The organism is Streptomyces sp. NPDC008092 (assembly GCF_042957285.1).
Lineage (GTDB): Bacteria > Actinomycetota > Actinomycetes > Streptomycetales > Streptomycetaceae > Streptomyces.
The window spans coordinates 355,806-378,410 of the sequence record NZ_JBIBHY010000001.1 but is presented as its reverse complement, the minus strand read 5'-3'; the positions used below and the strand labels follow the sequence as shown (position 1 = coordinate 378,410).

General features: G+C 72.2%; 21 protein-coding genes. 12 read left to right on the top strand and 9 right to left on the bottom strand.

Features of this window, described 5'->3' with window-relative positions:
* Positions 1-2: 2 nt before the first annotated feature.
* Entirely contained in the window at positions 3-1,175 is a 1,173-nt protein-coding gene (locus tag ACFZB3_RS01635; RefSeq protein ID WP_391367977.1) for a pyridoxal-phosphate dependent enzyme, read from the top strand.
* On the top strand, positions 1,172-2,425 hold the full coding sequence (locus ACFZB3_RS01630) for an MFS transporter (protein WP_391367974.1): 1,254 nt from the start codon (positions 1,172-1,174) through the stop codon (positions 2,423-2,425). The genes ACFZB3_RS01635 and ACFZB3_RS01630 overlap by 4 nt, the downstream gene beginning before the upstream one ends.
* 91 nt (positions 2,426-2,516) lie before the next feature.
* Here the strand turns inward: ACFZB3_RS01630 and ACFZB3_RS01625 are convergent, their stop codons facing one another.
* A complete protein-coding gene (locus ACFZB3_RS01625; protein ID WP_391367971.1) occupies positions 2,517-2,786 on the bottom strand; it encodes an Atu4866 domain-containing protein in 270 nt (89 codons plus the stop codon).
* Between the two features lie 406 nt (positions 2,787-3,192).
* Between ACFZB3_RS01625 and ACFZB3_RS01620 the strand changes: the two genes are divergently transcribed.
* Entirely contained in the window at positions 3,193-4,584 is a 1,392-nt protein-coding gene (locus ACFZB3_RS01620; RefSeq protein WP_391367968.1) for an amidohydrolase family protein, read from the top strand.
* A gap of 169 nt (positions 4,585-4,753) precedes the next feature.
* Here the strand turns inward: ACFZB3_RS01620 and ACFZB3_RS01615 are convergent, their stop codons facing one another.
* Entirely contained in the window at positions 4,754-6,373 is a 1,620-nt protein-coding gene (locus ACFZB3_RS01615; RefSeq protein ID WP_391369692.1) for a glycoside hydrolase family 76 protein, read from the bottom strand.
* Positions 6,374-6,967: 594 nt separating this feature from the next.
* On the opposite strand from ACFZB3_RS01615, the gene ACFZB3_RS01610 reads away from it, so the two are divergent.
* On the top strand, positions 6,968-9,868 hold the full coding sequence (locus ACFZB3_RS01610; protein ID WP_391367965.1) for an alpha-L-rhamnosidase: 2,901 nt from the start codon (positions 6,968-6,970) through the stop codon (positions 9,866-9,868).
* Positions 9,869-9,911: 43 nt separating this feature from the next.
* Here the strand turns inward: ACFZB3_RS01610 and ACFZB3_RS01605 are convergent, their stop codons facing one another.
* On the bottom strand, positions 9,912-10,247 hold the full coding sequence (locus ACFZB3_RS01605; protein WP_391367962.1) for a hypothetical protein: 336 nt from the start codon (positions 10,245-10,247) through the stop codon (positions 9,912-9,914).
* Between the two features lie 382 nt (positions 10,248-10,629).
* Between ACFZB3_RS01605 and ACFZB3_RS01600 the strand changes: the two genes are divergently transcribed.
* Positions 10,630-11,508, top strand: coding sequence for a helix-turn-helix domain-containing protein (locus tag ACFZB3_RS01600; protein ID WP_391367959.1), 879 nt, complete (start codon positions 10,630-10,632; stop codon positions 11,506-11,508).
* On the opposite strand, the gene ACFZB3_RS01595 is transcribed toward ACFZB3_RS01600, so the two are convergent.
* Positions 11,448-11,663, bottom strand: coding sequence for an HAD-IA family hydrolase (locus tag ACFZB3_RS01595; protein ID WP_391367957.1), 216 nt, complete (start codon positions 11,661-11,663; stop codon positions 11,448-11,450). The two genes, ACFZB3_RS01600 and ACFZB3_RS01595, sit on opposite strands and share 61 nt — an antisense overlap.
* Before the next feature lie 47 nt (positions 11,664-11,710).
* Positions 11,711-12,397 carry an AhpC/TSA family protein gene (locus ACFZB3_RS01590; RefSeq protein WP_391367955.1) on the bottom strand — a complete coding sequence of 229 codons (687 nt, stop codon included), beginning with the start codon at positions 12,395-12,397 and terminating at the stop codon, positions 11,711-11,713.
* Between the two features lie 77 nt (positions 12,398-12,474).
* Here ACFZB3_RS01590 and ACFZB3_RS01585 point away from each other — a divergent pair, with 77 nt between their 5' ends.
* Positions 12,475-13,089 (top strand): TetR/AcrR family transcriptional regulator C-terminal domain-containing protein, encoded by a 615-nt coding sequence (locus ACFZB3_RS01585; protein ID WP_391367953.1) that lies wholly within the window; start codon positions 12,475-12,477, stop codon positions 13,087-13,089.
* A gap of 93 nt (positions 13,090-13,182) precedes the next feature.
* On the opposite strand, the gene ACFZB3_RS01580 is transcribed toward ACFZB3_RS01585, so the two are convergent.
* A complete protein-coding gene (locus tag ACFZB3_RS01580; protein WP_391367950.1) occupies positions 13,183-13,689 on the bottom strand; it encodes an alpha/beta fold hydrolase in 507 nt (168 codons plus the stop codon).
* Between the two features lie 102 nt (positions 13,690-13,791).
* Between ACFZB3_RS01580 and ACFZB3_RS01575 the strand changes: the two genes are divergently transcribed.
* Positions 13,792-14,682 carry a LysR substrate-binding domain-containing protein gene (locus tag ACFZB3_RS01575; RefSeq protein WP_391367947.1) on the top strand — a complete coding sequence of 297 codons (891 nt, stop codon included), beginning with the start codon at positions 13,792-13,794 and terminating at the stop codon, positions 14,680-14,682.
* Between the two features lie 120 nt (positions 14,683-14,802).
* Positions 14,803-15,858: a tartrate dehydrogenase gene (locus ACFZB3_RS01570; protein ID WP_391367944.1), complete on the top strand. Its 1,056-nt coding sequence runs from the start codon at positions 14,803-14,805 to the stop codon at positions 15,856-15,858.
* A 79-nt stretch (positions 15,859-15,937) separates the two neighbouring features.
* Here ACFZB3_RS01570 and ACFZB3_RS01565 read toward each other — a convergent pair whose 3' ends face one another.
* Together ACFZB3_RS01565 and ACFZB3_RS01560 are read right to left on the bottom strand one after the other, a co-directional pair.
* Entirely contained in the window at positions 15,938-17,839 is a 1,902-nt protein-coding gene (locus ACFZB3_RS01565) for an alkyl sulfatase dimerization domain-containing protein (RefSeq protein ID WP_391369689.1), read from the bottom strand.
* A gap of 227 nt (positions 17,840-18,066) precedes the next feature.
* Entirely contained in the window at positions 18,067-18,603 is a 537-nt protein-coding gene (locus ACFZB3_RS01560; protein WP_391367942.1) for a DUF664 domain-containing protein, read from the bottom strand.
* 188 nt (positions 18,604-18,791) lie between these two features.
* On the opposite strand from ACFZB3_RS01560, the gene ACFZB3_RS01555 reads away from it, so the two are divergent.
* The 4 genes from ACFZB3_RS01555 to ACFZB3_RS01540 all read left to right on the top strand — a co-directional run bounded on the left by ACFZB3_RS01555 (position 18,792) and on the right by ACFZB3_RS01540 (position 21,886).
* Positions 18,792-19,238, top strand: coding sequence for a hypothetical protein (locus tag ACFZB3_RS01555; protein ID WP_391367939.1), 447 nt, complete (start codon positions 18,792-18,794; stop codon positions 19,236-19,238).
* A gap of 94 nt (positions 19,239-19,332) precedes the next feature.
* The gene (locus tag ACFZB3_RS01550) at positions 19,333-19,956 is read left to right on the top strand and encodes a hypothetical protein (RefSeq protein WP_391367936.1); all 624 of its coding nucleotides are present in this window, start codon (positions 19,333-19,335) and stop codon (positions 19,954-19,956) included.
* A complete protein-coding gene (locus tag ACFZB3_RS01545; protein WP_391367934.1) occupies positions 19,899-20,258 on the top strand; it encodes a hypothetical protein in 360 nt (119 codons plus the stop codon). The genes ACFZB3_RS01550 and ACFZB3_RS01545 overlap by 58 nt, the downstream gene beginning before the upstream one ends.
* Before the next feature lie 320 nt (positions 20,259-20,578).
* Positions 20,579-21,886, top strand: coding sequence for a cytochrome P450 (locus ACFZB3_RS01540; RefSeq protein WP_391367932.1), 1,308 nt, complete (start codon positions 20,579-20,581; stop codon positions 21,884-21,886).
* Positions 21,887-21,914: 28 nt separating this feature from the next.
* Here the strand turns inward: ACFZB3_RS01540 and ACFZB3_RS01535 are convergent, their stop codons facing one another.
* Positions 21,915-22,499, bottom strand: a complete 585-nt coding sequence (locus ACFZB3_RS01535) for a GNAT family N-acetyltransferase (protein ID WP_391367929.1) — start codon at positions 22,497-22,499, stop codon at positions 21,915-21,917.
* Between the last annotated feature and the right edge of the window lie 106 nt (positions 22,500-22,605).

Below are 22,605 nucleotides of genomic sequence, written 5' to 3'. Positions count from 1 at the left end.
CCATGAACCACACCACCCGCGTCACCGTGCCCACTTCCCCCGCCCAGCTACTGGCCGACGCCAAGCGCCCGATGCACACCCCCGCCGGCCTGGTCGGCGACACCCCCGTGCTCTGGATCGGCGATCCGTTCACCGCCGCGGGCCGCGGCTTCTGGGCCAAGCTCGAAGGCCACAACCCCGGCGGAATCAAGGACCGCACCGCCCTGCACATGGTCCGCGCCGCCCGCGAACGCGGCCGGCTCGTCCCGGGCGCCCGCATCGTCGAGTCCACCTCCGGCACCCTCGGCCTCGGGCTGGCCCTCGCCGGCGCCAGCCACGGCCACCCCGTCACCGTGGTCACCGACCCCGGGATGGAGCCCCTGATGACCGGGCTGCTCACCGCGTACGGCGCCGAGATCGACCTGGTCGACGTCCCGCACCCCACCGGGGGCTGGCAGGAAGCGCGCCGCAGGCGCGTCGCCGAACGCCTGGCCGCGCACCCGGACGCCTGGTGCCCCGACCAGTACAACAACCCCGACAACGTCGCCGCCTACGCCCCGCTGGCCCACGAACTCGTCGCCCAGCTGGGCCGCGTCGACACCCTCGTCGTCTCCGTCGGCACCGGCGGCCACTCCGCCGGCATCGCCTCCGTGCTGCGCGGCTTCTTCCCCCGCCTGCGCGTCGTCGGCGTGGACACCACCGGTTCGACCATCTTCGGCCAGCCCGCCGCACCCCGGCTGATGCGCGGTCTGGGCAGCAGCATCTACCCCGGCAACGTCGCCTACGACCTCTTCGACGAGGTCCACTGGATCGCCGCGCCGGAGGCGGTCTGGGCCGCCCGCCGCCTGGCCCGCGACCACTACGCCACCGGCGGCTGGAGCGTCGGCGCGGTCTCGCTCGTCGCCCGCTGGCTGGCCCGCACCCTGCCCGCCGAAGACCGGATCGTCGCCGTGTTCCCCGACGGCCCCCAGCGCTACGTCGGCACCGTCTTCGACGACGCCTACTGCCGGGAGCACCAGTTGCTCGGCCGGCTGCCCGCCGACGACCCCGACGAGATCGCCCACCCCGGCGACCGGGTCGTCACCCGCTGGACCCGCTGCACCCACGTCACCGACCCTCTCGCCACCGGCCCCCTCGCTTCCGCCGCGCGACGCGACGCCGTCGCCGGACACGTCCTCGCCGGAGCCGCCCGATGAAGTCCCTCCGGCGCCAGACGCTCTCCTTCCCGCCCGCCGCACGGCTGCTGATGGCCAACCAGTTCGCCATCAACCTCGCCTTCTACATGCTCATGCCCTACCTGGCCGCCCACCTGTCCGGCGGCCTCGGCCTGGCCGCCTGGGCGGTCGGCCTCGTCCTGGGTGTACGCAACTTCTCCCAGCAGGGCATGTTCCTCATCGGCGGCACGATCGCCGACCGCTTCGGCTACAAGACACCGATCATGGTCGGCTGCCTGCTGCGCACCGTCGGCTTCGGCCTGCTCGGCTGGGTCGACAACCTGCCCGCCCTCATCGCCGCCTCGGCCGCCACCGGCTTCGCCGGCGCCCTCTTCAACCCCGCGGTCCGCGCGTACCTCGCCGCGGAGGCGGGCGAGCGGCGCGTGGACGCCTTCGCCACCTTCAACGTCCACTACCAGGCCGGCATGCTCCTCGGCCCGCTCGTCGGACTCGCCCTGCTGGCCGCCGACTTCCGCCTCGTCTGCACGATCGCCGCCGCGATCTTCGCCGTACTGACCCTGCTCCAGTGGCGCGCCCTGCCCGCCCGCCACAGCGAGGCCACCGGCCCGGCGTCGGAAAACGTACTCGCGCAGTGGCGCACGGTCGTGGCCAACCGGCCCTTCCTGCTCTTCGCCACCGCCATGATCGGTTCGTACGTCCTGACCTTCCAGGTCTACCTGGCCCTCCCCCTCGCCGCCCAGCACACACTCGGCGCGCAGGGCACCTGGGCCACCAGCGGCCTCTTCGTGGTCTCCGCCGTCGTCGCGGTCGCGGGACAACTGCGGCTGACGGGATGGGCGAAGCGACGCTGGAGTCCCGACCAGGCGCTGGTACGCGGTCTTGCCGCGATGGGCCTGGCCTTCCTCCCCCTGGCCCTCACCCCGCCCACCGCCACCGCCGCCGTCCTCACCGCCCTCGCGCTGGCGGTGGCGCTGCTCGCGGCCGGCAGCGCGGTGGTCTACCCGTTCGAGATGGACACCGTCGTCACCCTGTCGGGCAACCGCCTGGTCGCCACCCACTACGGCCTCTACAACACCGTCTCCGGCCTCGGCATCACCCTCGGCAACCTCGCCACCGGTGCCCTGTGGGACTTCGCCACCCGCCACGACGCCCTCTGGCTGACCTGGTGCGCACTGACCGCCACCGGACTCGCGTGCGCGGCCTCGGTCGCCGCACTCGCCCGCGGCGGAGGCCTGGCCCTGCACGAGGAACCGCGGCTCGCCACGGCCTGACAACGGGCAGCGACTGCCGGCGGCTTCCGCCCCGGCCCTCACCGGGACTGGTCACGAACAGTGACGCCCCTGTGCCGCCTCGACGTCCGTGTCATGAAGCCCCGCTCTCGCGGTGGAGGACCAGGTGCTCGTGGTAGAGGACGCCGTCGCGGATGTCGCCGGTGGCGGTGAAGCCGGTGTCGTCGACGTAGTCGAGGTGGTTGCCGGTGACGGTGTAGCTGCCGGTGTAGGCGCTCGGGCGGTTGCCGCGGGCTTCGTCGTAGCGGCCGTCCGGCAGCAGTTCCTGGCGGATGAACCCGTCGGCGGTCACCCACATCCCGACGTACGGGTGCGGGTCGCGAGGCGTGTCGTTGCTGGTCATGTCTCTACGATCGGGCCGCCGGCCGGGACCGGCCAGGCCGCCGTCTCCCCAGGTGGGGGCTTCCTGGGTACCGCGCACCCACCTTCGCGAACCGGCCGGATCGTGGGTGCCCGACACCTAGGGACAGAGCGGCCTGGTTCCGGCTCCGCCGTGCGACGAACCTGATGGCCGGGCGGCTGCCACAGCCGCCGGGCACTCGCCTCGGACCCGCTTCGACGCGCACTCCCGCAGCGCACCCACCGATGAGGCGACTCCGCCGAGGAGCAGGCACTGGCCATCGCCGCCGCTGGCGCCGGCACCGGCACGGTGCGCCGGAACCCCGAGGTCCCGAGGCCCTGAGGCCCCGACCCGCCCGAAGCAGGATCGACCGGAACGACCCTCTGCGCCGTACCGAAAGAAGAGCCTCATGAACCTCAACGACACCACCAGCGCCGCCGTCCTCGAAGAGCTACGGCGCCGGCCCGCCGGCCGGCGGCGCATCCTGTTCGCCGGCGCGACCGTCGTCACCATGGACCCCGGCCTCGGTGTCGTCGACGGCGGCGACGTCCTCGTCGAGGGCGACACGATCACCGCCGTCGGCCGTCACCTCGACGCGGCGGACGCCGTGGTCGTCGACGCCACCGGCACGATCCTGTCCCCCGGCTTCGTCGACACCCACCGGCACGCCTGGGAGACCCAGCTGCGCCGGATCATGCCGGACGTCGACGACCTCGGCGGCTACGTGATGGCCACCCTCGCCGGCTACGCCACGGTCTACCGGCCCCAGGACATGTACATCGGCACCAGACTGGCCGCCCTGACCGCGATCGACAGCGGCATCACGACCATGCTCGACTTCTCCCACAACTCCCGGACCCGCGAGCACTCCGACGCCGCCGTCGAGGCCCTGCGCGACACCGGCATCCGAGGCGTGCACGCCTCCATGGGCCCGCACTTCGGCGACTGGGACCGGCAGTGGCCCGGCGACCTGACCCGCCTCAGGGAGCAGTACTTCAGCAGCGACGACCAGCTGCTCACGCTGCGCCTGGCGACCCTGGCCACCGACGAGATCGCCGGACCGGCGCTCGCCTACGGCCCCGGACTCGCCCGTGTCGCCCGGGAACTGGGCATCGGGGTGAGCGTGGACGCCGTCTTCGGCACCGCCTCCTCCGACGCGGTCCTGCGCTGGGCCAAGGACGGCATCCTCGGCCCCGACGTCACCCTCATCCATGCCACCGGGCTGACCCCCGAGGCGTGGCAGGCGATGGGCGAGTCCGGCACCACCGTGGCCCTCGCCCCGACCTCCGACGCCCAGATCGGCCTGGAGACCGCGATCCCCGCCGTCGACGAGGCGCTGTCCGCCGGCATCCGCCCCGGACTGAGCATCGACGTCGAAGTCGCCCTGGCCAGCGACATGTTCACCCAGATGCGGGCCCTGCACGCCATCCAGCGGATGCGCGCGGTCAACGCCGCCTACGACACAGGCCGTCAGCCCTCCCGCATCACCACCCACGACGTCCTCGACTTCGCCACCCTCCAGGGCGCCCGCACCAACGGCCTGGCCGGCGTCACCGGTTCGCTCACCCCGGGCAAGAAGGCCGACCTGCTGGTCATCCGGGCCGAGGACCTCAACAACATGCCGCTCAACGACCCGATCGGCACCATCGTGCTGGGCTCCGACGCCCGCAACATCAGCGCCGTCCTCGTCGACGGCGAGCCCCGCAAGTGGGCCGGACAGGTCCTCGGCGTCGACCTCGCCGCCCTGCGCGGCGAGGTGCACGCCTCACGCGAGTACGTACTGAACACCCCGGCAGCCTGAGCGCAGTTCCGCCCCGTTCCGCGGAATGTCCGGCGCAGGCCCGACGGGGCGGAGGACGTGGAGGAGGACATGGAGGAGGCGTGGCGGAGGCGTGGCGGAGGCGTGGCGGAGGTCCGGCCGAGGGGGCGAGGAGAGCCCTTCGACGGCCGGTTGCGGCCCGCCGTCACCGTCATCCCGCGGCGGTGAGCGCTCCCAGGGCACTGGCCTGGGTCCGCCAGTCGCTCTGGTTCGGGCCGGCACCTGCCCAGCGCTCACCGAGGGTGTTGAGGGGGGTCCGGTCCTGTGCCCACAGGGTGTCCGCCTGCTTCTGGAGGTAACTCCGGTACGTGCCGGAGCCGGTGGCGGTCGCCAGGTCGGCGAGGTTCCGCATGAAGATGCCCTTGAACTGCTTCTGGTTGTCGTCGCAGGCCGCCGAGCCGACGTCGCAGGACTCGGTGAGCACTCCGCCGACGGTCAGCGCCGAGTTGCCGATCGCGGCGTCGGCGAGGGTCCGCGCGGTGGTCAGCAGGGTGCTGTCGCCGGTCGACTTCCACAGTTCGGTGAAGCCGCCGATGGCCAGCCCCTGGTTGTAACTCCACACGGTAGAGCCGTTGTTGGTGCAGGCCGAGGTCAGGCCGTCGTTCACCAGACCCGACGGGTCGATCATCCCGCTGGCCCGGTACCAGGCGGCTGACGTCCTCGCTCGCTGGAGCCACACGGTGTCGCCCGGGATGCGCTGGTGCAGCGCGGTGGTCAGCCACAGGTACTGCCCGTTCGTCACCGCGTTCTTGTAGGTCCGCTCACGGTCCCACCACACGCCGCCCCCGCAGGTGCCGGTGTCCCAGTACTGCTGGACGTAGTTCGCGATGGTCACGGCCTCGTCGAGATACCGGGAGTCGCCGGTGTAGTCGTACGCGTCGATCCAGGCGATGGCCCACCAGCCCGAGTCGTCGATGGACCGGCTGATGAAGTCGCCCTCGATCGCGTCCGAACTGCGCACCCCGGCGGCAAAGACGCCCTTGTTCCGGTCGAAGGTGCGCGCGATCACCCAGTCGTAGTCGTGCGTGCCGGTGGTCCTCGCGAAGTCGACGAGAGCGGTGAGGGTGGCCGCCGAGTTCCACCAACTGCTGGGCCACCAGCCGTTGTAGGGGTCGTACGACATCATCAGTGCGTCCGCCGCCGCGCGCGTCCTGGACGGTGCGGGCCTGACCCATGCGGTGCAGCTGCCCTCGTTGTGGCTCGCCTCCCGGCCGCAGGCGCGGACCGCGCCACCGTAGAGGAGGCCGCGCGGGTCGCGGGTGGCGTACATCGCGGTACGGGTGCCGGTGGCACCGGACGGGGTGGCGGTACGGCCGAGGGAGGAGCCGTCCGGCCAGGTCGAGCCGCCGTCCCAGGAGCGGTCGAGCCAGATCTCGTCACCGGCGCCGCCGCTGTCGATGCTCGCCCAGGCCATGGAGTTCCGCTGGTCGAGGTGGAGCCGGATGGTGCGGCCGTAGAGGGTGGTGGACGGTACCGGCTGGTCGTCGCCGGCCGCCTGACCCGCGCTCGTGCCGTCGCAGAGGGTGTCGCAGACGGTGGGATGGATCCAGTTCGTACAGCCGACGCCTGCCGCGTCGCCGCAGGCCCTGACGAGTCCGCGGCGGTGGTTGCGGGGGTCGGTGATGTTGTACATCAGCGTTCTGGTGCCGGTCCAGGTGCCCGGGATGCTCGCCTTGCCGAGCAGCCCCTCCCAGGTGGCGCCGCCGTCCCAGGACCGGTCCAGCCACACCGAGTCCCCGGTCACGCCGTCGTCGATGCTGGCCCACGCCATGTCGTCCGCGTCGGACACGTGCAGTTCCAGGCGGCGGCCGTTGAGGTCCTTGTCGGGCACGGGGAAGGTCTCCTGCCGGGCCTGGGAAGGGTCGAGCGTGTCGCAGGCCAGGACGCAGACCTGGGTGGCGGCGGACACGGGGGTCGCGGTCGGCACCAGGGCGGCGAACGCGAGCGCGGCCGCGAGGAGAAGGCCGAGAAGGCGGGGTACGACAACGATGTCCGAGCGGAGTGGGGGCACCGGGGCTCGCCTCGATTTCACGATGGGGGATGACGGTCGGCGCACGTGACGGGGGCCGGCGGCTCGGGTCGAGCCGGGCCGGAATCGGGCACTGGTCCATACCTGTCCGGGAGGCAGTGAACCGGCTTGGCGAGGTCCTGTCAATGCCGTAAGGGCCCATCGCTCCAGGGGAGTTGGGAGACGTCCGTGACGGGTTGACACCCGGTTTTCGGGCGCCCATCATCGGTGGAACTTCCGCGAGGTTCCTCGTACATCCAGCTGCCGCAACAGACACGGGACTTCGTACGGCACGCTTTTGAATCGTTTCAGGAGTCGCGTTCCCAGGCACCCGCGTCCCCCACCCAGGAGGTCTCCATGCGCCGTCGCCCACCGCCGAGCAGACCGCCGGGCCGGCACCGCCTGCTCGGCCTCGCCGTCCTCGCAGCCACCGTGCTCGCCACTGGCCCGGCCCCCGCCACCGACGCCGTACCGGTGTCCGCCAGGGAGACCCCGACGGACGCCCGGACCGCGGCAGCCGACCCCCTGAACTACTCGCCGGCCTCACGCGTCCTCAAGCCGACCGCCGTCTACCGGACCTCCGGCAGCGTCGCGAACCCGCAGAACGTGCTGAGCGGACAGCCGACCCGGATCTCCGGCTCGCAGTCGGCCGTCACCCTCGACTTCGGCAAAGAGGTCGGCGGCGTGACAACGTTGTCCTTCGGAAGCGCGAGCGACAGCGGGCAACGGGTCGGGCTGGCCTTCAGCGAGTCGTCCCTGTACGCGGGCGACAACAGCGATCGCAGCAGCGGCCGCGACGGCGAGGACGGGGCCCTCTACGCCACGGTCCCCGCCAACGGCACCTACACGGTGCCCACCGCCCAACTCCGCGGCGGCTTCCGCTACTTGACCGTCTTCCTGGACACCTCCGGCTGGACGGACCTCAAGGGCGTCAGCCTCGCCTTCACCGCGGCGCCCGGGAAGTCCGACCCGGCCGACTACCCCAACTACTTCCACTCCAGCGACGACCTGCTCAACCGCATCTGGTACGCCGGGGCCTACACGGTGCAGCTCGACACGATCGCCTCGGACCAGGGCCGGGCCTGGCCGCCACCGGCCTCGGCCTGGGACAACGGCGCGACCGTCGGCGTGGGCGACTCCGTCCTGGTCGACGGCGCCAAGCGCGACCGCACCGTGTGGCCCGGTGACATGGGTATCGCCGTGCCCACGCAGTACGCGTACTCGGCCGACCTCACCTCGACCCGCAACGCGCTCACGACGATGTACGACGCGCAGTCGGCGGACGGTGAAATCCCGTGGTCGGGGCCGCCGTTCGACCTCACCGGCTCGGACACCTACCACACCTGGACGCTGCTGGGCACGTCGACGTACTACACGTACACCGCCGACCGGGCGTGGCTGGACTCGGAGTGGGCGAACTACAAGCGCGGGATGGCCTTCATCACCGACAAGATCGACGGCAACGGACTGCTCGACGTGACCCGCACCCAGGACTGGGCCCGGGTCGGACAGGGCGGGGAGAACATCTCCGCCAACGCGCTGCTGTACGCCGCGCTCAGGGGCGGCGCGACCCTGGCCGCGGCCGAGGGCGACAGCACGCTCGCCGCCGGCTGGACCGGCAGGGCGGACGCGCTCAGGGCGGCGGCCAACTCCCGTCTGTGGGACGCCTCGAAGGGCATGTACAAGGACAATCCCACCAGCGCTCTGTATCCGCAGGACGGCAACTCCCTCGCGGTCTGGTACGGGTTGACCGACTCCGCGGCCAAGGCGCAGAGCATCGTCGCGGGGCTCGGGAGGAACTGGGGCGCGTACGGCCCCACCACCCCCGAGTGGGGCGGCAACGTCTCGCCGTTCGCGGGCGGCATGGAACTCAACGCCCGCTTCACGGCGAACGACGACCACACCGCCCTGGACCAGATCCGCCGCACCTGGGGTCACATGCTCGACAGCGACATCGGCACGAAGAGCACCTTCTGGGAGGGCGTCAAGGCCGACGGCGGTCTCGCGTACGGCGGTTCGTTCATGAGCCTGGCGCACGGCTGGTCCTCCGCGCCCACCTCAGCGCTCACCTTCGACGTGCTCGGCACCGCACCGGAGTCGGCGACCGGCGGCTACCGCTTCGTCCCGCACCCCGGCGACCTGACCAGCGCCGAGGGCCGGATCACCCTGCCGCAGGGCGCCGTCGACGCCTCCTGGTCCCGTGACCCCGCCGCCGGTACCTACACCGCGCACCTGACCAGCCCGTCCGGCTCCACCGGCCGTATCGGCGTCCCGAAGTCCGGCGGCGGCAACGTCTCGGTGTCCGTGAACGGCACGGCCGTCTGGCGCGACGGCTCCTTCACGCCCGCCGCCGGCATCACCGGCGCGACCCAGGACGACACCTACGTCTACCTCACCGGCGTGGCCCCGGGCACCTACACCGTGACCGCCACCGGCCTCGGCAACCCGGCCGCACCCGCCGACCCGGCCACCACCGGTGCGCTGCGCGCGGGCTACACCCGGTGCGCGGGCGAGGCCGGCACCTGCTCCTTCAGCGGCACCCGTTCGGTGGCCTACGGCGCCGGGACGTACACGTACAAGACCGTGACCAGCGGCACCGCCTGCTCCAACGAGTCCTTCGGCGGCGACCCGGCGCCGAATCTCGTGAAGTCCTGCTATGTCGCCGACGCGGGCGGCCCGCCCGGATACACCGTCTGCGTGGCCGAGAACGGCACCTGCGCCGTGCCCGGCTACAACCGTGACGTCGTCTACGGCGCCAACGGCAACTTCGTGCACCAGGTCACCAACGGGACCGTCACCTGCTCCAACGCGCACTTCGGCGACCCCGTCGACGGCGTCGCCAAGTCCTGCTACCTACCGTCCACCGGGGCACCGGCCGGGGGCTGGGCCAAGTGTGCGGACCAGAAAGGCACTTGCCCGGCCGCCGCCGGGCAGCCGGTGATGTACGGCGCGTTCGGAGCGTTCACCACGCTCACGGCCACCGGCGACACCCCGTGCACCGACGCGAAGTTCGGCGACCCGATCCCGGGCGAGTCGAAGGCCTGCTACACCGCCACGGGCGGCCCGGCCGGCTACGCCACGAACTGCTCGGACGAGACGGGGACCTGCGCCTTCAGCGGACAGCAGACCGTGGCCTACGGTGCCCGGGGAACCTTCGTCTACCGCACGTTCACCGGTGGCACCGCCTGCACGACCGCGGCGTTCGGCGGCACCGATCCGCTGCCGGGCGTACGGAAGGGCTGCTACCTCACCCCCTGAGTACTCCGGCAGCCCGCCCGGCGCACTTGGGCGGGCTGCCGGATCACTCGGGGTGCGCCACCGCCTCCCTCTGGAGCTGCACCGCCGCGAGCAGGCTGAGCCCCGGCTCCGCCTGACGCAGGGCCTTCACCGCGGCGACCGAACCGACGTCCCCGGTGAAGCCGGCAGCGGCCAGCCGGGTGCGGACCCAGCGGGCACGCAGCCGGGTCTCCGTGGCGGCCGCGGTGGACTCCACCAGTGCGACGGCGCGTTCCAGGCCCGGGCGTTCCTCCGGCGAGGCCTCGGCCAGCGCCTGGCGCAGGGCCGCCGCGACCTCGTCGGTGTCCCGGATGGTCAGCACGAAGGTGTTCTTCCTGCCCAGTCCCGTGATTCCTGTCATGAGCGTCAGCCTGACGGCCATGGCCGGTGCGCGCCAAGCGACTTGAGGAGGCTCAGAGGTGCCGCCGACGCTCACCCGGCCGTCGGGTCCGGCGACACCACGCAGCGCAGCACCGATGAGCCGGCCGGGACGGCTACGACGACGCCGGCGTGCGGGAGGTGACGTCGATCAGGCGCGCCTGGCAGTCGACGGAGCCCCGACCCGGCTCGGCCCGGCTCGGCCCGGCCTCCGGAGGACGACGAGCTGCCGTCCCGGGACGCCGGGCATGTGCATGACCTCATGCCGAAGGTCCAGGTGCGGGGTCCTGCGGGGTGCTCGCGGCGGTCTGCCGTACCGCTTGACCGGCGCTTCTCACCGGCCGAAATCCATCTAGTCTTGTCGCATGAGCAATGGGACGCCTTTGGGTGATTTTCTCCGAGCCCGCAGGGAAGCCCTGAAGCCGCACGACGTCGGGCTCCCCGAACACGGACGACGCCGGGTACCGGGGCTGCGCAGAGAGGAAGTCGCGCTGCTCGCCGGAGTCAGCTCCGATTACTACATCAGGCTGGAGCAGGGGCGCGAGAACAGCCCGTCCCCCCAAGTCCTCGATGCCGTGGCGCACGCACTGAGGCTGGACGCCGAGGCCACCGACCACCTCAACCGTCTCTGCCTGACCGCCTCGCAACGCCCCCGCGACCGGGGCTCGGCGGACGTCAGCCGGCAACTGCTGGAGCTCATGGACGGATGGGACCGCACTCCGGCCTTCGTCGTGGGCCCGGCCCTCGACATCATGGCGGCCAACTCCCTGGCCACGGCGCTGCACAGCGGTTTCGAGAGGTTCGACAACCTCGCCCGGATGGTGTTCGTCGACCCGGCGGGACGTGACTTCTACCAGGAGTGGGAGCGGGCCGCGCACTCCTGTGCCGCCGAGATCAGGGCCGCCTACGGCCATGACCCCGAGTCCGCCCGCATCGCCGAGGTCGTGGCGGAACTGTCCGCCCGGAGCGAGGAGTTCGCCGCGCTCTGGCAACGGCACGACGTCAGGGGCAAGTCCCAGCAGGGCAAGCACCTCAAACACTCCCAGGTCGGGGACCTGCACATCAGGTCCGCGGCCTTCACGGTCAACGGAGCCCCGCACCAGCAGCTGGTGGTCTACCAGGCCGAGCCGTCCAGCCCGACGGCGACCGCCTTCGAGACACTGAGGGCCATGACGGCCCGCCCTCAGCCCGACCCGCCGAGAAGCGGCGCGAGAGCCTTGAGCAGATCTTCGGACCGCCGGTAGCGGAGGGCGGCCGTTCCGGCGTCGCGAGCCGCCACGACGTCGGCTTCGGTGTCGTCGATGAACAGGCAGCGGTCGATCGCGGCCCCGAGGCGTTCCGCGGCCGCGCGGTAGACCCTCGGATCGGGCTTCGCGACGCCGATGCGGGCGGTGTTCACGACCGCGTCAGCCGGATTCGGCGACCGGTCCCGGCTTCGCAGGTGCCTCAAGCCTTCGGCGGCGGTTCGCTGCCGTGTGCCGGCGGCGGTGCTGCCGGTTCCGGGGGTGCCGGTGAGGACGGCGGCCGGTGGTTCGGTGGCGAGCCGGGGCGGTGTGGTCGGGCGGGCACCGGTGTGCGGGCCGCCAGGTCCAGCAACTCGTCGACGGACCACTGGTCGTAGGCGTGCTCACCGTATTTGACGGCGAGCACGCGGCCGTCGGGTGCGAGGAGGAAGTCGGCCGGGAGGCCGAGCCGGCCGCCGTGCGGGCTGGTCGCGGGCAGGTGCTCCCGCCCGCGGAGAACCTCCCGGGTGCCGCTCAGGACCGCCCGGACGATGGGTCCCCAGGCGCGCGGGCCGAGCAGGGCGCGGGGTGACCGTTCCACGCCGAACTCCGCGTAGAGCCGCCTCGTCGGGTCGGCGACGACGGCGAACGGGAGCGCGGCCGTGTGCGGCAGCAGCTCCTCGGCAGGCGAGTGGAAGACCACGACCTCGCGCACACCCGCGGCCTCGATCTCCTGGTGCCGCCTTGTCACCGACCGCAGGTGCAGGTTGCAGACCGGGCAGCCGGCGAACCGCCGGAACTGGAGGTGGACCAGCCGGTCGGGGGCGGGAACGGCGACCTGGTCGCCGGAGACGGTGGTGAGGTCGCGCTCGGTCACGGTGGCGCCGGGCTCCACCGGACGACGGCTCATACGCATGGGATTCCCCCTCCGTAAGCGTACGGCATACGCCTACCAGCGTAGGCGTATGCCGTACGCTGTCAACCGTCATGCCGCGCCCGCGTTCCCTCACCCCCGACCGACTCGCCTCCGCCGCCCTCGCCGTCATCGACCGCGACGGACTCGCCGGGCTGTCGATGCGCGCCGTCGCCCAGGAGCTCGGCATGAGCACCATGGGGCTCTACCGGTACGTGCACGACCGCGAGGAGCTCGAAAGGCTCGTCGTCGAGCTCGTACTGGGCGGGGTGGACGCCGAGCCACCGGATCCCGCCGCGTCATGGCGCGAGCGGATCGAGGCGATGGCACGACGGCTGCGCGACACGGTGGGCGCCCATCCGGCGGTGGTCCCTTTGACCATCGCCCACCGGCACCGCTCCCTCGGTGTCCTGCGCTGGTCGGAATCCGTGCTCGCCGTCCTCACCGAGGCGGGGGTCGAGGGCGAACGGCGGGTCATCGCCCTGCGCGGTCTGCTCAGTTACGTCATCGGAGCGATCCAGCTGGAACACCTCGGCCCGCTGTCCGGTCCGGGGACGGCGGCCATCACCGAACTGCCGCCCACCGAGTTCCCGCACCTGACCGAGACCGCCCGGAGTGCCCGCAGCGTCGACCCGGACCGCGAGTTCCTGGCGGGGCTCGCCCTGCTGCTCGACGGCCTCGGCGTATGAGACGGCGCATGCGCGGCGGCGGCCGCGACAGCACGTCTGCCCGGCGAGGGGACGGCCGTCGGATTCGCCAGGACAACGGCTTCCCCAACCGGCTCAGGGCGCGTCGGTGAGAAATGCCAGGAGTTGTGCCGCGGTCTCGGCGGGAGCCTCCTCGGGGACGTAGTGGTCGCACGGCAGCGCCTGTCCGCGGACGTCGTCGGCGTAGCCGCGCCAGGTGTCGAGGACGTCGTAGTGGCGGCCGACGAAGCTGTGCGCTCCCCACAGGGCCAGTACGGGGGCGTGCACCCGGCGGCCGGCGGCAGCGTCCTGGTCGTCGTGGGCCAGGTCGACGGAGGCGGCGGCGCGGTAGTCCTCGCACGAGGCGTGGATGGCCGCCGGGTCGCAGAAGCAGCGCACGTACTCGCTCATCGCCCGCTCGCTGAACGGGGTGCCGCCGTGGTGGCGTGCTGCCATCCGGGCCCGGATCCAGAACTCGGGGTCCTGGCCGATGAGGTGCTCCGGGATGCCGTTGCCCACGGCCAGGAAGAACCAGTGGTAGTAGCCCGTGCCGAAGTCGGCGTCGGCGCGGCGGCCGACACCGGGAAGCAGGGGGGCGCTCATGCTCCGATCCCAGCAGAGCGTCGCGGGCCGCGTCCAAGACCAGGTGGCGGCCGTCCTTATAGGCTCGACCTATAAGGACGGGAGAGGGCGAGGTGACGGGTGATGGACGTACGGCAGCTGGAGTACTTCCTGGCCGTGGTGGACCACGGGGGGTTCAACCGCGCGGCCTCGGTGCTGTACCTGTCCCAGCCGTCCCTGTCCCAGGCCGTCCGGGCTCTGGAGCGGGATCTCGGCAGTGAGCTGTTCCACCGGATCGGCCGCCGGGCGGTGCTCACCGAAGCGGGCAGGGCGCTGATCGAACCGGCCAGGGAGGCGGTGCGCAGTCTCCAACTGGCGCGGGCCAGCGTGGAGTCGGTGCACGGCCTGCGCAGCGGGCGGGTCGACATCGCGGCCATGCCCTCCCAGGCCATCGAGCCGCTGACGGGCTTCATCCGCTCCTTCGCGCGGTCCCACCCCTCCGTGTCCGTGCGGGTGCAGGCCGCCTTCACGCCACGCGACGTGACGGAGATGGTGCGGACCGGCGCGTCCGAGCTGGGGCTCCTCGCGTCCCCGGTCGGCCTGGCCAACGGCGATGTGCGCACCTATCCGCTGTCCGACCAGCGGTTCGTCCTGCTGGCGCCTCCGGACGGCCCGTTCCCGCCCGGTGTGCCCGTACGCCACGACCAGCTGTCCGGTCACCGCCTGATCGCGGGGCAGCAGGGGACGGGGATGCGCAGGTTCGTCGACGACCTGCTGTCGGAGGGTGTCGCGCTGACCGTCGGGGTCGAGACCGAGCACCGGGTCGCCATTCTGCCGCTCGTCCTCGGCGGCGCGGGGCTGGCCGTGGTCACGGACTCGTGGCGCGGCTGGGCCGAGCGGTCCGGCGCGCTGGTCCTGGACCTGGAACCGGGCACGAGTCTGCACGTCGCCCTGGTCAGCCGACGCGCGCCGCTGACCCCGGCGGCCGCGGCCTTCCTGGACGACGCCCTCGCCGCCGACAAGAAGCGCCTTTGAGCAGCACCCATGAGCAGTGGCTGTGCAGCACCTATGAGCAGTGGCTATAAGGAGCGCCTATAAGGCACATGGGAGATCCGTCTTGGACGCGGGCGGGGCCGGGTTGCTGCAATCCCGGACATGACGAACCACCGCATCGCGCTGATCCCCGGCGACGGCATCGGCACCGAGGTGATCCCCGCCGCACGCCGGGTCCTGGACGCTGTCGCCGCTCAGCACGGCATCCGTCTCACCTACGAGTCGTTCGACTGGTCGTGCGAGCGCTACGCGCGCCTCGGCGCGATGATGCCCGAGGACGGACTGCGGCGGCTGCGCGGTCACGACGCGATCCTGCTCGGCGCGGTCGGCCACCCCGGCGTTCCCGACCACGTCTCGCTGTGGGGGCTGCTGATCCCCATCCGCCGCGGCTTCCAGCAGTACGTCAACCTGCGCCCGATCCGGGTCTTCGAGGGCGTCCCCAGCCCGCTGCGGGACGCCCGGCCCGGCGAGGTCGACCTCGTGGTCGTCCGGGAGAACGTCGAGGGCGAGTACGGCGAGATCGGCGGCCGCCTCGGGCGCGGGCTGCCGGAGGAGACGGCCGTCCAGGAGGCCGTGTTCACCCGCAAGGGCGTCACCCGGGTCCTGGACCACGCGTTCCGCCTGGCGGAGCGGCGCGGAAGGCACCTCACGTCCGCGACCAAGTCCAACGGCATCGTGCACACCATGCCCTTCTGGGACGAACTCGTCGCCGAACGGGCCGCCGACCACCCGGATGTGACGTGGGATCAGGAGCACATCGATGCGCTCGCCGCCAAGTTCGTCCTGGATCCCGCGCGCTTCGACGTCGTCGTCGCCTCCAACCTCTTCGGCGACATCCTCAGCGATCTCGCGGCGGCCGTCGTCGGCAGCATCGGGATCGCGCCCGCGGCCAACCTGAACCCTGAGCGCGACCACCCCTCCATGTTCGAACCGGTCCACGGCTCGGCCCCCGACATCGCCGGACGCGGCATCGCCAACCCGCTCGGCGCGATCTGGTCGGCCGCCCTGATGCTCGACCACCTCGGCCACCCCGAGGCCGCCGCCCGCGTCACGGACGCGATCGCGGCCGTGCTGGCCAGGACCCCGGTCCGCACACCGGACCTGGGCGGCACCGCGACGACCCGCGAGTTCACCGAGGCACTGCTCGAACTCCTCTGACCCCCGTCGGACTCCGCCGCCGCCTCCCCCGGGCCGGGGGTGGACAGGCGGGCGGGCCGACGGTCGCGGGGCCGTCGGTTCACGGGGTGACGATGGCGAAGTCCGGGTCGGGCATGCCGAGGCGGCCGACGAGTTCGGGGAGCCGGCCTGCGTCTCCGGTGATCTCGACGGTGTCGCGGGCCGCGAGTTCGGCGGGTTTGAGCGTGCCGAGCAGGAGAGCACGCAGGTCTGCCTCGGTGAGGGTGATCTCGACGTCCGGGTCGGCGGCGGCCGGTCCGGTGCCGGTGACGTGGGTGAGGACGCCGTTGCGCAGCCGCACGGTCACGGTGTCGCCCTTGGCGATGTGCAGGCGCACGGTGATGTCGGTGTCCCAGCTGCCCGGCCCGTCGACCCGGATGGCGAGCGCGTCGAGGAGCTGGTCCAGGGTGAGGGCCGCGATCACGTCCGGGGAGGCGGTGACGGTGGGGGTGCCGACGGAGCCGTTGCGCAGTTCGTAGGCGCCCATGAGGTAGAAGTTGCGCCAGGTGCCGTTCTCGCTGCCGTAGCCGAGCTGTTCGAGGGCGTCGGCCTGGAGTTCGCGGGCTTCGGCGTTGTCCGGGTCGGCGAACAGGACGTGGCCGACGACCTGCGCCACCCAGCGGAAGTCGCCCTCGGCGTACGACCCGCGGGCCCGGCGCAGGACTTCTGCGGCGCCGCCCATGAAGTCGACGTACCGCTCGGCGGCCTCGGTGGGCGGGTGTTCCCACAGGTGGGCGGGGTTGCCGTCGAACCAGCCCAGGTAACGCTGGTAGATCGCCTTGGTGTTGTGGCTGACGGAGCCGTAGTAGCCGTGGGTGTGCCAGGCCCGCTCCAGGGCCGGGGGCAGCTCCATGCGTTCGGCGATCTCCGGGCCGGTCAGGCCCTGGTTGAGCATGCGCAGGGTCTGGTCGTGGAGGTAGGCGTAGAGATCGCGCTGCTCGGAGAGGAACTCCACCACCCGCTCGCGGCCCCAGGTCGGCCAGTGGTGGGAGGCGAAGGCCACGTCCGAGGAGGCGCCGAACAGGTCGACGGCCTCGGTGAGGTAGCGGGACCACACGCGCGGGTCGCGGACCTGGGCGCCGCGCAGGGTCAGCAGGTTGTGCAGATTGTGGGTGGCGTTCTCGGCCATGCACAGCGCCGCGTGGCCGGGGAAGTGGATGTTCAGCTCGGCCGGGGCCTCGGTGCCGGGGGTCAGCTGGAAGACCATGCGGATGCCGTCGACCGTCTCCGTCTGCCCGGTGCGGGTGATGTGCGCGGTCGGCGGGATCAGGGTGACCGCGCCGGTCGAGGTGGTCTGCCCGAGACCCGCACCGACCTGCCCGCGCCCGCCCTTGGGCAGCGCGGCGCCGTACATGTAGGCGGCGCGGCGGCCCATCGCCGTACCGGCGTAGACGTTCTCGCTGACCGCGTGCTCCAGGAACCCCTGCGGGGCGAGGACGGGCACGCCGGCCGCCACGTCCTCGTCCGTGATGACACCGCGTACGCCGCCGAAGTGGTCGACGTGGCTGTGCGTGTAGAGGACGGCGGTCACCGGCCGGTCCCCGCGGTGGGCGCGGTACAGGGCGAGCGCGGCGGCCGCGGTCTCGGCGCACAGCAGCGGGTCGATGACGAGGATCCCGCGGTCGCCCTCCACGACGGTCATGTTGGACAGGTCGAAGCCGCGTACCTGGTAGATGCCCTCGGTGACCTCGAACAGGCCGTGGTCGGAGCAGAGCCGACTCTGCCGCCACAGGCTGGGGTTGGCCGTGGCAGGACACTCCCCGTCGAGGAACCCGTAGGCGTCGAGGTCCCAGACCACCCGCCCGTCGGCGTCCTTGACGACGCTCTCCGCGGCGGTGCCCAGGAAGCCGCGCCGTGCGTCCGCCAGGTCCCGGGTGTCGTCGAACGGGAAGCGCTTCAGGATGGCGTCGTTGGCCTGCGCGACGGCCGGTTCGGCGGGCCTGGCCTCGGTGTTCCGGGGCATCGGCAGCTCCCTCGCTGACGGCGGCAGGGCGTCGGCCGCCACCTCGGCGGACGCGACCGGTGCCACCCCACCCTCCCCCGCCGGCCTCACCCGCACGAGCGGGTCCACGCCGTACGAGTGAACAGGGTCCCGCCTGCCCTGCGGGCCCGGCTGCGGGAACCGGGCCAGTGTCCGGGGCGTCCTTCGTGGGCCGGTGGGCCGGTGGACCGGTGGACCGCAGCGGCCGGCTACTCGCCGGTGGCGCCGTCGATGGCCTCGCGGAGGAGGTCCGCGTGGCCGACGTGGCGGGCGTACTCCTCGATCACGTGCTCAAGGACGAACCTCACGTCGGTGTCACCGAACTCCGGGTTCGGCACGATGCGCGCGGGGTCGGCGGTCACCTTCGCGAACACCTGCCGCGACTCCTCGCACGCCTTCAGGTAGTCCGCGTAGACGTCACCGGCCGGCACGGCGTCCGACTCGTCGTACCACTCGCCACCGTCAGCGGTGACGTAGGTCCGATAGGGGAAGAAACGAGGCGTCGCGCCGGCCAACGTCCGCTGGAACCAGGCACGCTCGACCCCCTGCAGGTGGCGCATGAGCCCGAGCAGGGTCAACGCCGACGACCGCACCGGACGCAGCCGCAGCTGTGCGTCCGAGAGGCCCTCGCACTTCCACAGGAAGGTCGCCCGGTGGTAGTCGAGGTTCGAGGCGATCACCTCCGGCCACGGGCCCGACACCACGCGTCCGGGCCGGACGATCTTCTGGACCACGATGTCGTTCACGCTGGACCTTCCTCCCCGCTCGTCCTTCGAGCTCGTCCTTCGAGCTCGTCCTCCAAGCTCAACCTCCGACGGCACCTCGCGAGCACGTCCGCCCAGGAAGACCTCTCCTCGTACCGGAACTCATCGCTCGGCCCCCTGCCGGTTCCGCCCGCGCGTTCCCTGCACCGCGCCCGCCGTAAGGTGGGGCCGTGATCGCCGCGCAGCCCGCTCCCGGTACGGCCGGGGTCCGCCACCGCCGAGTGGTGCGGCCCGCCGTGCTGGTCGCCGTGCTGCTCGGGCTGTTCCTCATGCACGGCGGCCCGGCCGCGGGCGACGGCGGCTGCCACGGGACCATGTCCGAGATGGCGGCCGTACACCCGGCGCCCGCCGCGATGGCCCCGCACGGCTCCGGCCACGCCGAGGCGTCGGGGTGGAAAGCCGCCGAGCACGCGGACGAGGCCATGAGGGGCGCGTTGTGCCTGGCCACGACGCCTCGCTCCGAGATGCCGCTGCCCCCTCTCGCGGCGGTCGCCTTCGTTCTCCCGGCCGCACTTCTGCTGCCGTGGGTCCGGCGGGCGTACGGCGACGCGCGTCGCCGCGGACCACCGGCCGACGGGCGCGGCCTCCTGCTCCAGGTGTGCGTCGCACGGACGTGACAAGGCCTCCGGGCGCCGGCTCAGCGCCGCGGCCCGGCACAGGTCTCACGTTCACCCGCGCCGGTTCCCGGCGCCCACCTGGAAAGACACACCCATGTCCAAGCGTTCCCGGACGACCCGCCATGCCCTCGCGGCAGCCACCGCTGTCCTCACCGTGACACTCGCCGCCTGCGGCGCCGACACCGGCACCGGCACCGGCTCGGACCACGCCTCCGCCATGCCCGGCATGAACCACGGCAGCACGCCCTCCGCCCCGGCCTCAGGCGGCGCCATGGCGTCGATGCCCGGTATGGCCGGTGCCGCCACCGGCAACGGCCTGGCCGCCGCGCAGGACGGCTACCGGATGACCTCCACGACCGGCAGCCTCCCCGCCGGCAAGGCGGCCGGCTACCGCTTCGCCGTCACCGGCCCGGACGGCAGCCCGGTCACCGGCTTCGCCGTCGACCAGACCAAGCGGATGCACTTCTACGCCGTCCGCTCCGACCTCACCGGCTTCCAGCACCTGCACCCCGTCATGGCCGCGGACGGCACGTGGACCGCACCGCTGGCGGCGCTGCGGCCGGGCACCTGGCGGCTGTACGCCTCCTTCACCCCGGACAGCGGCACCGGCAAGGCAAGGACTTCGTCCTCAGCCGCACCGTGCAGGTCTCCGGCACGGCGATGGCCACTCCCCTGCCCAAGGCGTCCGGCACCACCACTGTCGACGGCTACACCGTGACCGTGCGGGGCGACCTGATGGCAGGCATGGCCCACCAGCTCACCGCCACCGTGTCCAAGGACGGCAGGCCGGTCACCGACCTCCAGCCCTACCTGGACACCTACGCCCACCTCACGGCCTTCCACGAAGGCGACCTCGCCTTCGCCCACCTCCACCCGGAGACCGCGGCAGACGGCGACCACGGCGGTCCGGCACTGACCTTCCACGCCGAGTTCGCCCAGTCCGGAAACTGGCGGCTGTTCCTGCAGTTCCGGACCGGCGGCCAGCTCCACACCGCGGCCCTCACCCTGCACGTCGGCTGACCGCCCTCCAGGCGGCGGCCGATCGTCCCTGTATCCCACATGTGACGTGTGTGGCAATATGTCATATGTGGCATTTGGTGCTGAAGACAGGCGAGAGGAGTGCACCATGATCGCCAAGCTGCTCGGCAAACTGTCCTTCACCCGCCACTACGGTGCGTACGGCGCCCACGAATGGAACGCGTACGCCGGAGACTGAGGACTGACCGTACTGCCGGCGGGCGTCCGTCCCTGGGCGCCCGCCGTTTCCCGGCCGTGCTGCCGACGACATCGGCCTGGACAGACAGGTACGAGAGCCAGGTACGAGAGCCAGGGACGATCTCATGGGCCGAAGCAACGAGCCGCCGCGGTTGCCCGATGGCAGCTTCGCGGCCTGGAGCCGCGACCGGCTGGCCTTGGCGCGGCGTGGCGCTGAGGAGTGCGGGGACGTCTGGGAGCTGGAGCCGGGTGTCTACGTGGCCGCCGCGGCCGGGCCGTGCGAAGCGGTCCTGCGCCGCGCACAGGACTTCCCGAAGGCGGGCTCGCCGCTCTTCCCGCCGTTGAAACGGTCGAGCGGAGCACCGACACCCGAGGAGCGTGCCTACGCTCACGCCGCCCGCATGCGCGGACTGCGTGCACAGGCGGTCGCGGCCCGGATCGGTGAGATCGCGCCCCGGACCGCCCGTTTCGCCGACCAGTGGCCCACGGACCAGGACGTCGAGATCCTGCCCCCGGTCCGGCACGCCCTGGCGGAGATCGGCGTGAGCTACCTCTTCTCCGAGGACGCTCCCGCCCTGCTGCCCCATGCCACCCAGCTGTTCCTGGCCCGGGAGGTGCTCGTACGCCCCTCGCGTTGGATGTGGCCGCGCTGGATCCCCACGCCCGCACGACGGTTCCGCACCCGGCAGCAAGTCGCCTTCACCGACGCTCTTCGGCCCGTCGTCCACCGGCGCCGTTCGTCGGGCCGGCTCGGTGACGACATGCTGGGACAGATGCTCCGTCCCTCCCCCCACCACGGCCTGCTGCCGGAAGAAGCCGTCCTAGACACACTGCCCGGAATCACCGTCGCCACCTTCGAGACCCCCTCCCGGGCAGCCGGCTGGATCCTGCTCCACCTGGCCCGGCACCCCCGGGCAGCCGACCGCGTCGCGGCCGAGGCCGGCTCGCTGCCCGCGGACCCGGCCGCGACGACCGGCGCCCACCTCGGCAGCCTGCAGTACACCCAGGCACTGGTGAACGAGGTGCTCCGGCTGTACCCCCCGAGCTGGCTGCTGACCCGGCAGGCCCCGCGCCGGACCCAGCTCGCCGACTACACCATCGACGCCGGGTCCACGGTTCTCGTCTGCCCTTACACCGCCCACCGCGACGCACGGGAGTACTCCGAGCCGGACCGGTTCCTGCCCGAGCGCTGGCTCCGTGATCCGGAGTCGGGCTCACCGGCGAAGCCCGGGGCCTTCCTCTCCTTCGGTACCGGGCCGCACGGCTGCGAGGGAACCGCTCTGGCCATGGCGATGCTGACGCTCCTGACTGCGCAGACCGCCCGCCGCTACCGCTTGAGCGAACCGCCCGGACCGGAACCCAGCCACCAGGTCGCCACCCTCGAAGGTCTCGCGACCGTCGGCCTGCGGCTGCGCGCCACCGTGCGCGGCTGAGAGCGTCCGGCTCCCGCTGGCGGACGGCTCACGCCTCGCCCGTCGGGTGGCGGCGGCCGAACTCGTCGGCGAGCATGCCCGTCATGACGAGGTCGTGGTGCCGGCCGGCGAAGAAGACGTGTTCCCGCAGGCGCCCCTCCTCGGTGAAGCCGAGCCCGCGGAAGAGCGCCAGTGACGCCTCGTTGTGGGCGAGGATCGCTGCCAGGCATTTGTGATAGCGCCGCTCGGCGAACATGAAGCGCAGCAGCAGCGTCAGGGCTTCCGCCGCGTAACCCTTGCGCCGGTGGCCGACGCCGATCATGACGTCACACTCGAACCAGCCTGAACGGGTGCCGGTGCGATGCGAGCCGACTGCGCCGACCAGTTCTCCCGTGACCGTCGCTTCCACCGCCAACCGGAAACAGTCGTCACGGCACTCGGCAACGGCCTGCTCCCTCGCCCAGGCACGGTAGCCCTCGGCGGACCGCGGCAGATCCAGCCGGCCCCCTCGCCGCCCGTCGTCGTCGGCGAAGCGCATGAACGCCGTCCAGTCGTCGGGTTCGACGGCGCGCAGGCGTACCAGATCACCGGTCCAGGACGATGCCATGCCCCATTTGATCACGCTGCCGTGCACGCGAGGGGCTGAGGCACACCGAGGGAGGTGTCGCACTGCGGGAAGGCCCTGTTGCCGACCGTCCCGACCCCGCCAACGGCCCGTTCACAGCTGCCGCTTAGCATCT